The sequence below is a fragment of the Rhodococcus sp. YL-1 genome, assembly GCF_001942025.1.
Classification (GTDB): domain Bacteria; phylum Actinomycetota; class Actinomycetes; order Mycobacteriales; family Mycobacteriaceae; genus Rhodococcus_F; species Rhodococcus_F qingshengii.
The window spans coordinates 3358023-3372479 of record NZ_CP017299.1 but is presented as its reverse complement, the minus strand read 5'-3'; the positions used below and the strand labels follow the sequence as shown (position 1 = coordinate 3372479).

General features: G+C 63.1%; 14 protein-coding genes. 9 read left to right on the top strand and 5 right to left on the bottom strand.

The genetic code is table 11. The features are described 5' to 3' along the window. Window positions 1-42 precede the first annotated feature (42 nt). Entirely contained in the window at window positions 43-975 is a 933-nt protein-coding gene (locus BH682_RS15665; RefSeq protein ID WP_003944048.1) for a DoxX family protein, read from the bottom strand. A 245-nt stretch (window positions 976-1220) separates the two neighbouring features. On the opposite strand from BH682_RS15665, the gene BH682_RS15660 reads away from it, so the two are divergent. Then, window positions 1221-1787, top strand: a complete 567-nt coding sequence (locus BH682_RS15660) for a DUF2716 domain-containing protein (RefSeq protein ID WP_223304674.1) — start codon at window positions 1221-1223, stop codon at window positions 1785-1787. Between the two features lie 28 nt (window positions 1788-1815). On the opposite strand, the gene BH682_RS15655 is transcribed toward BH682_RS15660, so the two are convergent. After that, the gene (locus BH682_RS15655; protein WP_054187410.1) at window positions 1816-2502 is read right to left on the bottom strand and encodes an MBL fold metallo-hydrolase; all 687 of its coding nucleotides are present in this window, start codon (window positions 2500-2502) and stop codon (window positions 1816-1818) included. A 174-nt stretch (window positions 2503-2676) separates the two neighbouring features. On the opposite strand from BH682_RS15655, the gene uvrA reads away from it, so the two are divergent. Continuing rightward, window positions 2677-5637 carry an excinuclease ABC subunit UvrA gene (uvrA, locus tag BH682_RS15650; RefSeq protein ID WP_024487477.1) on the top strand — a complete coding sequence of 987 codons (2961 nt, stop codon included), beginning with the start codon at window positions 2677-2679 and terminating at the stop codon, window positions 5635-5637. A gap of 71 nt (window positions 5638-5708) precedes the next feature. Here uvrA and BH682_RS15645 read toward each other — a convergent pair whose 3' ends face one another. Further along, entirely contained in the window at window positions 5709-6416 is a 708-nt protein-coding gene (locus BH682_RS15645; RefSeq protein ID WP_064444635.1) for an alpha/beta fold hydrolase, read from the bottom strand. 80 nt (window positions 6417-6496) lie between these two features. Here BH682_RS15645 and BH682_RS15640 point away from each other — a divergent pair, with 80 nt between their 5' ends. After that, a complete protein-coding gene (locus BH682_RS15640) occupies window positions 6497-7195 on the top strand; it encodes a helix-turn-helix transcriptional regulator (protein WP_075833312.1) in 699 nt (232 codons plus the stop codon). Between the two features lie 5 nt (window positions 7196-7200). Here BH682_RS15640 and BH682_RS15635 read toward each other — a convergent pair whose 3' ends face one another. Together BH682_RS15635 and BH682_RS15630 are read right to left on the bottom strand one after the other, a co-directional pair. Further along, window positions 7201-7617, bottom strand: coding sequence for a DUF1801 domain-containing protein (locus BH682_RS15635; RefSeq protein WP_003944044.1), 417 nt, complete (start codon window positions 7615-7617; stop codon window positions 7201-7203). A gap of 1 nt (window position 7618) precedes the next feature. Further along, window positions 7619-7987, bottom strand: a complete 369-nt coding sequence (locus tag BH682_RS15630) for a DUF1844 domain-containing protein (RefSeq protein ID WP_007736262.1) — start codon at window positions 7985-7987, stop codon at window positions 7619-7621. A gap of 369 nt (window positions 7988-8356) precedes the next feature. On the opposite strand from BH682_RS15630, the gene infC reads away from it, so the two are divergent. The 6 genes from infC (at window position 8357) to pheT (ending at window position 14414) form a co-directional block, all read left to right on the top strand. Further along, a complete protein-coding gene (infC, locus tag BH682_RS15625; RefSeq protein ID WP_075833310.1) occupies window positions 8357-9049 on the top strand; it encodes a translation initiation factor IF-3 in 693 nt (230 codons plus the stop codon). A 43-nt stretch (window positions 9050-9092) separates the two neighbouring features. Further along, on the top strand, window positions 9093-9287 hold the full coding sequence (rpmI, locus tag BH682_RS15620) for a 50S ribosomal protein L35 (RefSeq protein ID WP_003944043.1): 195 nt from the start codon (window positions 9093-9095) through the stop codon (window positions 9285-9287). A gap of 63 nt (window positions 9288-9350) precedes the next feature. Beyond that, window positions 9351-9740 (top strand): 50S ribosomal protein L20, encoded by a 390-nt coding sequence (gene rplT / locus BH682_RS15615; protein ID WP_003944011.1) that lies wholly within the window; start codon window positions 9351-9353, stop codon window positions 9738-9740. Window positions 9741-9763: 23 nt separating this feature from the next. Next, the gene (locus tag BH682_RS15610; RefSeq protein WP_075833308.1) at window positions 9764-10594 is read left to right on the top strand and encodes a TrmH family RNA methyltransferase; all 831 of its coding nucleotides are present in this window, start codon (window positions 9764-9766) and stop codon (window positions 10592-10594) included. Between the two features lie 202 nt (window positions 10595-10796). Continuing rightward, window positions 10797-11867 (top strand): phenylalanine--tRNA ligase subunit alpha, encoded by a 1071-nt coding sequence (gene pheS, locus BH682_RS15605; protein WP_003944109.1) that lies wholly within the window; start codon window positions 10797-10799, stop codon window positions 11865-11867. A gap of 60 nt (window positions 11868-11927) precedes the next feature. Further along, on the top strand, window positions 11928-14414 hold the full coding sequence (pheT, locus tag BH682_RS15600) for a phenylalanine--tRNA ligase subunit beta (protein WP_075833306.1): 2487 nt from the start codon (window positions 11928-11930) through the stop codon (window positions 14412-14414). The last annotated feature ends 43 nt before the right edge of the window (window positions 14415-14457 follow it).

Sequence of the window (14457 nt, the reverse complement as noted above, 5' to 3'; positions counted from 1 at the left end):
GTCAGGCCACCCGAAGGTGGCCTGACCGTGTTTTCGGTGCACTCAGTGCGTCAATTCGTCCTTCTTGGCGCGAGCCTTTTCGAGCGCCTTCTCGGCGCGCTTTCGGGCACGCTTACCCAGCACCTCGGTCTGCTCCGACGCCGTTTCGGCCCACTCGTTGCTCTTTTCGAGCGCGAGTTCGGCGAACTCGGAGCTGCGCTTGCTCGCCAGCTCTGCCAGTTCGGCGCTGCGCTCGCGTGCGGTCTCGGCCAGTTCGGAGCCGCGCTTCTGCGCGACTTCGAGGATGTCCGGGCCGCGTTCCTTGGCGACCTCTCCGAATTCCGCGGCTCGCTTGCTCGCGATCTCCGCGAACTCGGAGCTGCGCTCCTTGGCAAGTTCGAGCCAATCCGTGCCGTGTGCCTTCGCGGTTTCGGCAAGCTCGGAACCGCGTTCGGATGCCACCGACAGAGCATGCTCGACGCGATCGCTCGTGTGATCGGTCTGCGATGCGACCAATGGAAGTGCCGCGGCGATAGACGCCTGGGCTTTCTTCGCGGCGCGACGGCCGCGCCAGCCGAGCGACGGCTTGCCCTCGGTGTCGACGGAGGCGATCATCAGTCCGCCGAGCAAGCTGACGTTCTTGATGAAGTTGGTGCGCTGCATCGCTCGCAGTGACGGATCGGTTTCGTTCCAGAAGTCGTGACCGGCAAGCGTGGTCGGTACCAGGCTCCCCGCGAGCACCAACGACGCGAGCCGCGGCGCCTTGCCGGTGGCCAGCAGGGCACCGCCGCCGATCTGGACGGCGGCGTTGATCTTGACGAGTGTTTCCGGATCAGCAGGCACCTTCTGCGTCACTGCTCCTGGCAGCGTCTCGACGGATTTGTCGATCAGCGGTGACGCTTTGGCTGCTCGCTGAGCAGGGTTGCGCAAAGCATCGATTCCCCCGGCGATGAAGATCGTGGAAAGCAGTGGACGAGCAATTCGACGTACCAGCATGTTTCAAGCCTCCCGATGTAGGTTCGTTTTCCACCCTAGCGATCTCACAAGGAATTGGTCCGGTTCGGCGATCCCGGCACGCCTGACCCGGTTGACGGATTCCTGGTCGCCGAAGCGCGCTGTACTGCGACGATGACTTCTCCACTGATCCGGACACACCGTTCTGAAGTATCCGTTACCGCGTATCCGCATACGGCGTGTTCGAAGGTGTCACAGTATGCGCACCGTTCGAGCACGATGGTGTTGTGACCACCAAGATGACTCAGAACTTCGGCTCGACCCTTCCCACCGGCTGGGGACAGCTGTCGGACGAGGAGAACGAGAGAAACTGGGCGATCTTTCGTGACCGCTTTGGGTTCACGCCCGGCATCGACGCACGATCTTGGCCCGCCATCGCCGAGCCCATCCCGTCCGTGGTCTTCGATTTGGGTGCGGCGCCAGCTGCGACTCCAGGGGCGTGGGCCGCTCGCGTGGATGCGATCAACGCCGAAGCGTTGCGCTGTTTTGTCACCGATTTGAACGACGATCCCAACTTCGTCGTTCTGGATTGGCAGCATCCGGGCTACACCTTCGACGCGGAGGCACACGCTGCTGCGAAGGAGCTTGCGGAGTGGCGTGTCCCGGTCTATCCGAACGGTGACTACTACATATTCAGTCGGGACGACTTCACGGAAGGGACCTTCGGCCATCCGTGGGAACGCACGCTGTGTGTGTTCGGGGAACGGATGGTCGAAGGACTCGGCCGGACTCTGTCGACCTGGCTTCCGCGACTTCGAGTCAACGGTGAACAGGTCGACAGCCAAGTCGGTTAGCGGGGTCCAGTACGGAACAGGTGAAACGTCACCAACCGCGTTCGCGCCACTCCGCCAGGTGCGGGCGCTCGGCGCCGAGCGTCGTGTCCTTGCCATGCCCGGGGTAGACGACGGTCGCGTCGTCGTACCTTCCGAACAGCTTGTTTTCCACGTCGTCGAGTAGAGAAGTGAACTTCTCGGGATCGGCGGTCTTGCCTACTCCGCCGGGGAAGAGTGAGTCGCCGGTGAAGAGGTGAACCTGTCCGCTCGGTTCGGTGAGAGCCAGCGCGATGGAGCCGGGCGTGTGGCCGGACAGGTGAATGACGTCGAGGCTCAAGTTGCCAACGGTCACCTTGTCGCCGTCTTCGAGGAGCACGTCCGGGGTGACGGGAAGGACCTCTGCGTCGAGGGGGTGCGCGGCGGTCGGCACCTTGGTTGCGGCGTGAACGTCTTCGAGGGCCAACCAGTGATCGCCGTGCTGGTGGGTGGTGACGATGGAATCGAAAACAGGTGCTTCCTGTTCGATGAGCGCGATGATCTTCTCGGCTTCGTTGGCCGCATCGATCAGGAGAGATTTCCCGGTCGTGGAACAGGCGACGAGGTAAGTGTTGTTGTCCATGGGGCCGACCGACATCTTCGTGATGACGGCGCCTTCGACTGTGCGCCGCTGAGGGGCAGAATCGGGGGAGACCTGACCGGTGTAGGAGTCGTCGATCACGATGGGCTGATTCGTCATGAAACGCAGGCTACCTTCGAATAGGGGCAGGTAGAGCGATGGGCTCGCCTGGTGAGAAAAACGTGTCGGTGGCTCGGCCTACGATGACGATCGCTCGAGGACTCGCGTTTGCGAGGCCACTCGAGACTTCTCCGGGGGGACGGCCCCGGACGATTGACAATGAAGGGAATTGGTGTGGCGGATCGCCTGATCGTGCGGGGTGCGCGTGAGCACAATCTGCGAGGAGTCGATCTCGACCTCCCGCGAGACAGCCTGATCGTCTTTACCGGGTTGTCCGGCTCCGGCAAGTCCAGCCTCGCGTTCGACACGATCTTCGCCGAAGGTCAGCGCCGCTACGTCGAGTCGCTCTCGGCATACGCGCGTCAGTTCCTCGGTCAGATGGACAAGCCGGATGTGGACTTCATCGAGGGATTGTCTCCTGCGGTGTCGATCGACCAGAAGTCGACCAACCGCAACCCCCGTTCGACGGTGGGCACCATTACCGAGGTCTACGACTACCTCCGACTTCTCTATGCCCGCGCGGGTTCGGCGCACTGCCCGGTGTGTGGTGAGAAGATCGCACGTCAGACGCCCCAGCAGATCGTCGACCAGGTGCTCGAGATGGAAGAGGGCATCAAGTTCCAGGTCCTCGCACCGGTAGTCCGTACTCGTAAGGGCGAGTTCGTCGACCTTTTCGATCAGCTCAATACCCAGGGCTACTCGCGAGTGCGCGTCGACGGTGTCGTCCATTCGCTGGCGGATCCGCCGAAGCTCAAGAAGCAGGAAAAGCACGACATCGAAGTAGTGGTCGACCGATTGCAGGTCAAGGCGAGTTCGAAGCAGCGCCTGACCGACTCGGTCGAGACCGCACTTCGCTTGGCTGAAGGCATCGTGGTCCTCGACTTCGTCGACCGTGAAGAAAATGCACCTGATCGTGAGCGTCGTTTCTCCGAGAAGCTGGCCTGCCCGAATGGCCACGCACTCGCGATCGACGATCTCGAACCGCGCTCGTTCTCCTTCAACTCGCCCTACGGCGCCTGCCCGGAATGCACCGGCCTCGGTATCCGCAAGGAGGTCGACCCGGATCTGGTGGTTCCCGATCCCGACCTGAGTCTCGAAGACGGAGCGATCGCGCCGTGGTCGATGGGCCAGAGTTCGGAGTACTTCGGACGGTTGCTCTCCGGCCTCGGCGACATCCTCGGTTTCGACATGAAGACGCCGTGGAACAAGTTGCCGGCGAAGGCCCGCAAAGCAATCCTCGAAGGCAGCGAGGAGCAGGTTCACGTCCGGTACAAGAATCGGTACGGCCGTACCCGTTCTTACTACGCGGAGTTCGAAGGTGTGATGCCGTTCCTGCATCGCCGGCTCGAGCAGACCGAATCGGATCAGATGAAGGAACGGTACGACGGGTACATGCGCGACACGCCGTGCCCGGCGTGTGGTGGTGCTCGCCTGCGCCCGGAAATCCTGTCGGTAACTATCGCGGCTGGAGACTTCGGCAGTAAGTCCATCGCCGAGGTCTGTGAACTGTCGATCTCCGATTGCGCGGACTTCTTGAACAGCCTCACTCTCGGTTCGCGCGAAGAGGCGATTGCGGGTCAGGTCCTCAAGGAAGTTCAGGCACGACTCGGGTTCCTGCTCGACGTCGGCCTGGAATACCTTTCCCTCTCGCGTGCCGCTGGCACGTTGTCCGGTGGCGAGGCCCAGCGAATCCGCTTGGCAACGCAGATCGGTTCCGGACTCGTCGGCGTGCTGTATGTACTCGACGAGCCGTCCATCGGCCTGCATCAGCGTGACAATCGACGACTGATCGAAACCCTGACGCGCTTGCGCGACCTCGGCAACACGCTGATCGTCGTCGAGCACGACGAAGACACTATCCGCACGTCCGACTGGGTAGTCGACATCGGACCGTACGCCGGCGAGCACGGCGGCAAGGTCGTCCACAGCGGACCGTACGAAGAACTGCTGACGTGTGAAGAATCTCTGACCGGCGCCTACCTGTCGGGTCGCAGCTTCATCGAGGTTCCGGCCATTCGTCGGCCGGTGGATCGCAAACGCCAGGTCACGGTCGTCGGAGCTCGCGAGCACAATCTCGACGGCATCGACGTGAGTTTCCCGCTGGGTGTTCTCACCGCTGTCACCGGTGTCTCCGGTTCGGGCAAGTCGACGTTGGTCAACGACATTCTCGCGACCGTCATGGCGAACAAGCTCAACGGTGCACGCCAGGTGCCTGGCCGTCACACACGAATCAACGGACTCGATCAGCTGGACAAGCTCGTGCAGGTCGATCAGTCTCCGATCGGCCGGACTCCGCGATCGAATGCGGCGACGTACACCGGTGTGTTCGACAAGATTCGAACCCTGTTCGCGGCCACGACGGAAGCGAAAGTCCGCGGTTACCAGCCCGGCCGATTCTCGTTCAATGTCAAGGGTGGACGCTGCGAGGCGTGCTCCGGCGACGGAACCTTGAAGATCGAGATGAACTTCCTGCCGGACGTGTACGTGCCCTGCGAGGTATGCCACGGCGCTCGGTACAACCGCGAAACGCTCGAGGTCCACTACAAGGGCAAGTCGATCGCCGAGGTACTCGACATGCCTATCGAGGAAGCAGCCGAGTTCTTCCAGCCGGTCACCTCAATTCACCGGTACCTCAAGACGCTGGTCGACGTCGGCCTGGGCTATGTCCGACTGGGTCAGCCGGCTCCGACTCTGTCCGGTGGTGAAGCGCAGCGCGTCAAGCTCGCCGCCGAATTGCAGAAGCGGTCCACCGGTCGCACGGTGTACATCCTCGACGAGCCCACCACGGGTCTGCATTTCGAGGACATCCGAAAGCTCCTGATCGTGATCAACGGTCTGGTCGACAAGGGCAACAGCGTGATCGTGATCGAGCACAACCTCGACGTGATCAAGACGTCGGACTGGGTCGTCGACATGGGACCCGAGGGTGGATCCGGCGGCGGAACCGTTGTGGCGCAAGGTACGCCGGAAGACGTTGCCGCGGTCCCCGAGAGCTACACGGGCAAGTTCCTCAGTGAGGTTCTCACCGCACAGCACGCGCCGGTCAAGGCCAAGCCGATCACCAAGAAGCGTGCGACGAAGGCAGTTGCCGCAAAGAAGGCCGCGCCACGGAAGAAAGCCGCTTCCGTGAGCTAGTAGAACGTGAGCAAGTAGAAATCGGTCAGTGATGCCGGGTCGGAATCGACCCGGCATCACTGCTTTGTCGATCAGGAAGTGCTGGTCTCGAGAATTACGTTGGCGACCTCTTCGGGGCGCGACCACATCGGCCAATGGCCGGTCGGGAGGTCGACGTACGTCACGGGGAGTTTCGCCAGTTCGGCGGCCATCGGATGACCTCCGTCGGCCATCTGGGCGATCACCGCGGAGGGGAACGTGCTGCAAACGACGGTTGACGGCACCTGGTAGCGCTTTTCGTTCGTCAGGACAATCGGCTCACGCGCGGGCCCAGCCGGTTCGGGTACCGCGTTGGCGCGGAACGTCTCCAGAGCTTTCTCGTCGAGTCCTTCGAGGCTGCTGCCGTCCGCTTCGAGCTCTGCCCACGTGGGGAGCGGAATCTCGATGACATCGGAGGCCAGATCCGGTCGCAGCGCTGCGCCGTCGGGCATGGGGCCCGAGTCGACGTAGACGATCCGAGCGACGCGATCCGGGATGCGATCGGTGACGGCGTACCCCACCGGGCCGGCGCCGCTGTGTACGACCAAGACCGTGCGCTCGTCGGAGTCCGATACGGCGTCGACGACTGCACGGACGTGAGCGTCGAAGGTGACCGCTGATCGATCTGTGTCTACTGAGTCGAGCCCGGGCAGTGTCAGGCTGGTCACGCGGGTGTCGGAACGCTCGAGGTGGGGGAGTACTGCGTCCCAAGCCCATGAACCGAGCCAGAATCCGGGAACAAGAACGATGTGAGTTTTCATGTACTCACAGTGCACCCGGGTTGGTGACAACAGAGTGTCACCAATTATGTCACCGTTTGGTATCGGAATCTGAGACACTGGTGAACGTGAATCGAGCTGCGAGATTGCATGCTCTCGTCGAGGAACTTCGGCGACAGGGCGATCGAGGGACTACGTGCTCCCGATTGTCCGAGGAATTCGGTGTCACCACCCGGACGATCAAGAGGGATATCGAGACGCTGATGATGTCAGGTGCGGCGATCGAAGCGCGCTCAGGCCCCGGGGGTGGTTACCGACTCGTAGGTCGCGCCACGCTACCGCCGGTGAATTTCACTGTTCCGCAAGCAGTTTCGATCGCGTTGGCCTTGACGGCGATGGGTGATGCTCCGTTTGCGCCGGATGGACGAGCAGCGCTGGCGAAACTGCTCGATGTGATGGACGAGGAGAGTCGTCGCAAGGTTGCGGAGCTCGGTGGCCGCGTGTGGATTCGCGGTGACGGCGGGGCTCTGACGGATTCGCGCGCGAACCGGCAGGCCGTCGAGCAGAGTCGCGTCGTGTCGTTGCACTACGTGGACGGGGACGGTGCGGAGACGGTGCGGGCAGTTGAGCCGCACATTCTGGCGCAGGACCGTGGGCAGTGGTTTCTCATCGGCTGGTGTCGCCAGCGCGACGCGGTGCGGTGGTTTCGACTCGATCGAATGCGTCGGGCCACGCTGACGAACGATCACTTCACACCACGCGATTCGACCGTCTTCGGGCAACCGCCCGAAGACGCTCGGCCTGTTTCTCCCCGTAGGTGAGTGACTCAGTCGATCATGTTGCGGGCTGCGGCAACGGAATCCGTGATCAGTTCGGTCAGGGCCGTCATATCGACGTCGCTCAGCCGTTTGACGTACAGGCAGCCCTTGCCGATTTTGTGCTTGCCGAGGCGAGCGAGCGTGTCGGTGTAGTCGTCGAAGTTCAGCGACAAGTACAACGTGAGCGCGGTGGCCCTGGGGGAGAACCCGATCAGTGGGGTGTCACCTTCGTGGCCACTCGCATATCGGTAGTGCCGTGCCCCGAATCCGATGATGCTCGAGCCCCACATGACAGCAGGCTCGCCGGTTGCGGCCGACAGGAGGGAGATCAGCTCCACGGCGTCGGCGCGTTTGCGGTCGTCGACGCGTGAAATGAATGCGTCGACGTCCTCGGGCGTCGGTTGAGTCTTGTTGGCGGTTGCCAACTCAGTAGACCGGACCGGTGAACTTCTCGCCCGGTCCCTTTCCTGGCTCGTCCGGGTGCGAGGAGGCCTCACGGAATGCGCGCTGCAGGGCTTGGAGGCCTTCACGGATGGGTCCGGCATGAGGGCCGAGGTATTCGACCGACGCAGTCACGAGTCCGGCAAGTGCCGTGATGACGCGACGCGCTTCGTCGAGGTCCAGGTAGGGGCTGGAAGACGGATCGGCGTCGGAGAGGCCGAGTTTTTCGGCAGCCGAACTCATCAGCATCACTGCAGCACGGCTGATGACCTCGACCGCGGGAACTTCGGAGAGTTCGCGGACGTCGGGGTTCGCGCCGTCGGTGTTCTGTTCTGCCTCGAAGTTCTCACTCATGGATGTAAGGATTCCATCAGGCCGTGACGGTGTTGAATCGGGCCTCTCCCGGCAGTACTGGGAGCGGCACCGATTTCTTTCATCTGTGGCGACCTGTTACTCTTGTTGCAACGACCGCCTCCGACTTGTTCGGGGGCAGCAAGTGGAGTCCGACTCCCACCTCTGCGCGGCAGGTGAAACTGCAGTTCAGTGGTTCCGGTCACCTGTTATCGGAGATCATTCTTCGTCAGGTTCCTCGCTCAGTCGAGGAGATAGGTTTCGGCGTGAGCTGGATCTTATGTGATCGGTCGACATCGGGCCCCGCGGATGAGCAATCATCACAGCGGGGCTTTTTTGTTGGGGTGCGGGCGGTACGGGCTGCGTGCGGTCATGAAGACCGCACCGTTCAACCTAGGAGGCCCCATCAGCACTGAGACCCGCATCAACGATCGTATCCGCGTTCCCGAGGTTCGTTTGGTCGGACCTGGCGGCGAACAGGTAGGCATCGTGCGTGTTGAAGATGCACTCCGCTTGGCCCTTGAGGCCGACCTCGACCTGGTCGAGGTAGCTCCTGACGCCCGTCCACCGGTCTGCAAGATCATGGACTACGGCAAGTTCAAGTACGAGGCTGCGCAGAAGGCACGTGAGTCACGTAAGAACCAGCAGCTGACGGTCATCAAGGAGCAGAAGCTCCGACCCAAGATCGACGACCACGACTACGAGACCAAGAAGCGCAACGTCGTTCGCTTCCTCGAAGCCGGTTCCAAGGTCAAGGTCACGATCATGTTCCGCGGACGTGAGCAGTCACGCCCCGAACTCGGCTACCGCCTTCTGCAGCGTCTGGGAGCAGACGTCGCAGATCTCGGATTCGTCGAAACCTCGGCAAAGCAGGACGGCCGAAACATGACGATGGTCCTGGCACCGCACAAGGGCGCCAAGACTCGTGTCAAGGCGCAGGAGAGCGCTCAGGCGCCAGTGGCTCAGGCTGCTCCGCGTCCGGCTCCGGCCGCACCGGCTTCCAGTGAAGCAGCTCCGGAAGCACCGACGACCGGCGATGCCGCTCCCGAGGCTCCGGCCAGCTAGTCGATTTCCCAAGATCCACCACGTAACAAGAACTGAGGACTCCATGCCCAAGATGAAGAGCCACAGCGGCGCCTCGAAGCGATTCAAGGTGTCCGGCAGCGGAAAGCTCATGCGCCAGAAGGCCGGCCGTCGCCACCTTCTCGAGCACAAGTCCAGCAGGGTTACCCGTCGTCTCGACGGTGTCGCTGTTGTCAGCCCTGACGACGCTCCGCGCATCAAGCGCATGCTCGGCATCTGAGTCGCCCCCTTACTGACCACCCGGGGCCGTACTTTCAGCCCCTAGATTGACAGGATTTTTCAAGTGGCACGCGTAAAGAGGGCGGTCAACGCCCAGAAGAAGCGTCGTTCAATTCTTGCTGCATCCAGCGGCTACCGTGGACAGCGTTCGCGTCTGTACACCAAGGCCAAGGAGCAGCAGCTCCACTCGCTCACCTACGCGTACCGCGACCGTCGTGCGCGCAAGGGCGAGTTCCGCAAGCTGTGGATCACGCGTATCAACGCTGCAGCTCGTGCAAACGACATCACGTACAACCGCCTCATCCAGGGCCTGCGTCTGGCAGAGGTCGACGTCGACCGCAAGATCCTGGCCGAGCTCGCTGTCTCCGATGCCGAGGCCTTTGCCGGCCTGGTCGCACTCGCGAAGGCCGCTCTGCCGGCTGACGTGAACGCTCCTGCCGGAGAAGCAGCCTGATTCACGCATCACAGCAACGGCCCGTGGACCCGCTCACCGAGCGGACTCCGCGGGTCGTTTCTGCTGTCAAGCTCCTGCGCACAGCAGAACGACGCAAAGCAGGACGTTTCCTCGTCGAGGGCGAGAACTCGGTCACCGAACTGTTGAACGGTGCACTCTCGAATGGCGAGGCCCGCCCGGTACACGACCTCTTCTACACCGAGGACGCAGCCGAGCGCTATCAGCACGTCATCGATCGGGCGCTGACCGCTGGAGTTCGTGTTGCTCTTGTGACCGATCGAGCAATCAAAGTTCTGAGCGATACCGTCACGCCGCCCGGTCTCGTTGCCGTCAGCGATCTACTGGATGTACCGCTGAGCGCAGCCGTCCATCAGGAGACCCGCCTGCTCGCAGTGCCGGTCGAGGTCAACGAACCAGGTAACGCGGGCACCGTCATTCGCATCGCCGACGCAGTGGGTGCCGATGCGGCAATCCTCGCCGGCGACAGCGTCGATCCGCACAACGGCAAGGTCGTTCGTTCGTCGGCGGGCAGCCTGTTTCACCTGCCAGTCGTCCGCGATCGAGACACAGTGTCGGTGATCGAGCAGATTCGCGCAGCAGGCATTCAGATTCTCGCGACTGCAGCTGACGGCGAGGTCGATCTCGACGAGGCCGACGAGTTGCTGAGCAAGCCGACGGCCTGGCTGTTCGGTAACGAAGCTCACGGTCTCGATCCGGCGATCGCCGCGCAGGCTGATCATCGGGTCAGGATTCCGATCCATGGCCGCGCCGAAAGCTTGAACCTCGCGACAGCGGCGGCAATTTGCCTGTACGCAAGCGCGCGGGTGCAAAATCGCGCCACCGATCACGGCTGAAAACGCACGCGAAGACCTCACGGAATCCCATTTGCGGAAGCCTGAGACAATACAAGAGCAGAGACAATGCTCGAGCGAGTTCGAAAGCTCGCTCGCAGTACAAGAAGTAAGCAGTACAAGAAGTAAGCAGTACAAGAAGTAAGCAGTACAAGAAGCACGCAGTACGAGAAGTAAACCGAGAAGCGACAGGAGCGTCACAGCCGTGGCCAAAAATGAGGGCGCGACACCGCCGGAGGTCGACGCGAGTGTACTCACCGAAGAGGCGTTGACCGCTGCGGCTGAGAACGCCGAGAAGGCGCTGGCGGACGCCGCCGACCTGGACGCGCTGGCGCACGTCAAGGTGGAGCACCTGGGGGACAAGTCCCCGATCGCCCTCGCGCGCCGGGGTCTCGGCAGCCTTCCGGGCAAGGAAAAGGCGGACGCCGGTAAGCGCGTCAACATCTTCCGCACTCGGATCAACAACGCGTACGACGCTCGTCGTGAGGTCCTCCTCGCCGAGCGTGACGCCGCGGTGTTGGTTGCCGAGGCAATCGACGTCACTCTGCCTTCCGATCGTCACCCCGTCGGGGCGCGTCACCCGATCAGCCTGATTTCCGAGCAGGTCGCCGACGTATTCGTCGCGATGGGTTGGGAAGTTGCCGAGGGTCCGGAGGTGGAGACCGAGCACTTCAACTTCGACGCGCTCAACTTCTTGCCGGATCACCCTGCGCGCACGATGCAGGACACCTTCCACCTGGCGCCCGAGAACTCTCGCCAGGTGCTGCGTACCCACACCTCGCCGGTGCAGGTCCGCACGATGCTCTCGCGTGAGGTGCCGATCTACGTGGTGTGCCCGGGCCGCACGTTCCGCACCGACGAACTCGATGCGACGCACACGCCTGTCTTCTCGCAGGTCGAGGGCCTGGCCGTCGACAAGGGCCTGACCATGGCCAATCTGCGCGGAACTCTCGACGCGTTCGCTCGTGCCCTTTTCGGCCCCGAGACGCGTACCCGTATGCGCCCCAACTACTTCCCGTTCACGGAACCGTCGGCCGAGGTCGACGTCTGGTTCGCGAACAAGAAGGGCGGCGCAGGCTGGGTCGAGTGGGGCGGCTGCGGCATGGTCAACCCGAACGTTCTGCGCGCCAGCGGTATCGATCCCGACGAGTACTCGGGTTTCGCATTCGGCATGGGCCTCGAGCGGACCCTGCAGTTCCGCAACGGTATCCCGGACATGCGCGACATCGTCGAAGGTGACGTGCGTTTCACGCTGCCCTTCGGTGTCGCAGGCTGACCGATCCGGTCCGCGGAACCTTCACAAAGACTTATCGACAAACGAGAGAGCTGAGCAGACGTGCGAGTAGCGCAATCCTGGCTGACCGAGATCCTGCAGCGGGCAACTCCCAACTGGGAGGTGACCCCGGAAGAGCTGGACGCCGGGTTCGTCCGGGTGGGACTCGAAGTCGAGGAACTCGACACACTCGAGGCGATCGACGGCCCGTTGGTCGTCGGCAAGGTCGTCTCCATCACCGAACTGACCGAGTTCAAGAAGCCGATCCGCTTCTGCCAGGTCGAGGTCGGCGAACCCGAGCCCCGTGGCATCGTCTGTGGCGCGCGCAATTTCAACGAGGGTGACCTCGTCGTCGTTGCGTTGCCCGGCGCGGTGCTGCCCGGCGGATTCGAAATCGCCACTCGCAAGACGTACGGCCAGGTGTCCGACGGCATGATCTGCTCCGTCTCGGAACTCGGTATCGGCAAAGACCATTCGGGCATCTTGGTGCTCGAGCCCGGTACCGCCGAACCCGGCGCGGACGGCAACGAGTTGCTCGGTCTCGGTGACACGATCATCGAACTGAACATCACCCCGGACCGTGGCTACTGCTTCTCGGTCCGCGGTCTCACGCGAGAACTCGCGTGCGGCTTCGATCTCGAATACGCCGATCCCGCTTCGGTTCCCGCTCACCCGGCTGAGGGTGAAGCCTGGCCGGTGCGCCTCGAACCGGAGTCCAAGGCTTCGCGTTTCGTGATGCGGAAGATCACGGGTATCGATCCGCAGGCAGTGAGCCCGTGGTGGCTGCAGCGTCGACTGCTGCTCTCGGGTGTTCGCCCGATCTCGCCGGCAGTCGACGTCACCAACTACGTGATGCTCGAACTCGGTCAGCCTCTGCACGCGTTCGATGCGACCGCAGTGCAGGGCGACCTGGTGGTCCGTCGCGCCAAGGCGGGGGAGAAGCTGACGACGCTCGACGACGTCGAACGCACGCTCGATCCCGAAGACGTTGTCATCGCCGACGATTCCGGAGTCATCTCGCTGGCTGCCGTCATGGGCGGCGCAACCACCGAGGTGGGAACGGCAACGACGGACATCCTCCTCGAAGGAGCTACCTGGGATCCGCTCGCAGTCTTCAAGACGGCGCGCCGGCACAAGCTGCCGAGTGAGGCGAGCAAGCGTTTCGAGCGCGTCGTCGATCCGGCAATTCCGCTCGCGGCCGTCGACCGCGCAGCCGCTCTGCTGGTCGAGATTGCCGGCGGACGGATCGAACCGGTCCTGACCGACGTGGGCGATGTCGCCCCTCGCGCTGCCATTCGCATGGATATCGACCTGCCCGACCGTGTCGCCGGAGTCACGTACCCCAACGGCACCGCAGCTCGCCGCCTCACCCAGGTTGGCTGCAACGTCGAGGTCGGCGTCAGCGAAGAAGGACACGGCCAGTTGGTCGCGACGCCGCCGTCGTGGCGTCCGGACCTGGTGCAGCCTGCGGACCTCGTCGAGGAAGTTCTTCGCCTCGAAGGTCTCGAGCAGATCCCGTCTGTGCTTCCCGCCGCTCCGGCCGGACGTGGGTTGACTCCGTCGCAGCGGCGAAAGCGCACGGTCTCGAAGGCCGTGGCTCACGCCGGTTACGTCGAGGTCCTTCCTCCGGTCTTCCTGCCTACGAACGTCTTCGACGTCTGGGGCCTCGACGCGGATGATCCGCGCCGCAACACCAGCAAGGTCCTCAATCCGCTCGAAGCCGATCGTCCGGAGTTGGCGACCACGCTGCTCCCGGGTCTGCTGGAGATCCTGGCTCGCAACGCTTCTCGCGGTCAGCGTGATCTGTCGCTGTACGGCATCGCGCAGGTCGTCCTGCCGGGCCCCGACACCGAACCGGTGGATGCATTGCCGGTGGATCGTCGCCCGACGGACGAGCAGATCGCGAACCTGATCGCGTCGTTGCCGGCACAGCCGGTGCACATCGCTGCAGTGTTGAGTGGTTTGCGTGAGCCGAGCGGCCCCTGGGGTCCTGGCCGTCAGGCCGAGGCTTCGGACACTTTTGCAGCCGTGCGGGTCATTGCAGCTGCAGCAGGCGTCGAGGTGGAACTGCGTGCGGCGCAGTACCTGCCGTGGCATCCCGGCCGTTGCGCCGAGGTTGTCGTTGACGGCAACGTAGTCGGTCATGCGGGCGAACTGCATCCGGCTGTTCTCGAGCGTGCGGGACTGCCCGCGCGCACCTGCGCACTGGAGATCGACCTCGACGCTTTGCCGTTGGTCGAGAACCTGCCGGCGCCGCGCATTTCGCCCTTCCCCGCAGTGCTCCAGGACGTGGCAGTTGTTGTCGATCGCGACATTCCGGCAGCCAAGGTGCAGGAAGCTCTGCGTTCCGGCGGCGGTGAGCTTCTCGAAGACATCCGCCTCTTCGACGTCTTCGAGGGCGAGCAGGTCGGTGAAGGCCGCAAGTCGCTCGCGTTCGCATTGCGATTCCGTGGTGTCGACCGGACGCTGACCGAGGACGAGGCCAGTGCCGCGCGCGATGCAGCAGTGGAGGCGGCTTCCAAGGCTGTCGGTGCGCAGATGCGTGGCTGATTTCCTCAACTGATCACAGAGCCCACGACCGTTGCCGGTGGTC

Bases quoted from the DNA above. Each gene is read 5' to 3' on its own strand.
- BH682_RS15665 (WP_003944048.1), bottom strand. From the start codon at position 975: ATGCTGGTACGTCGAATTGCTCGTCCACTGCTTTCCACGATCTTCATC.
- BH682_RS15655 (WP_054187410.1), bottom strand. From the start codon at position 2,502: ATGACGAATCAGCCCATCGTGATCGACGACTCCTACACCGGTCAGGTC.
- BH682_RS15645 (WP_064444635.1), bottom strand. From the start codon at position 6,416: ATGAAAACTCACATCGTTCTTGTTCCCGGATTCTGGCTCGGTTCATGG.
- BH682_RS15630 (WP_007736262.1), bottom strand. From the start codon at position 7,987: ATGAGTGAGAACTTCGAGGCAGAACAGAACACCGACGGCGCGAACCCC.
- infC (WP_075833310.1), top strand. From the start codon at position 8,357: ATGAAGACCGCACCGTTCAACCTAGGAGGCCCCATCAGCACTGAGACC.
- rpmI (WP_003944043.1), top strand. From the start codon at position 9,093: ATGCCCAAGATGAAGAGCCACAGCGGCGCCTCGAAGCGATTCAAGGTG.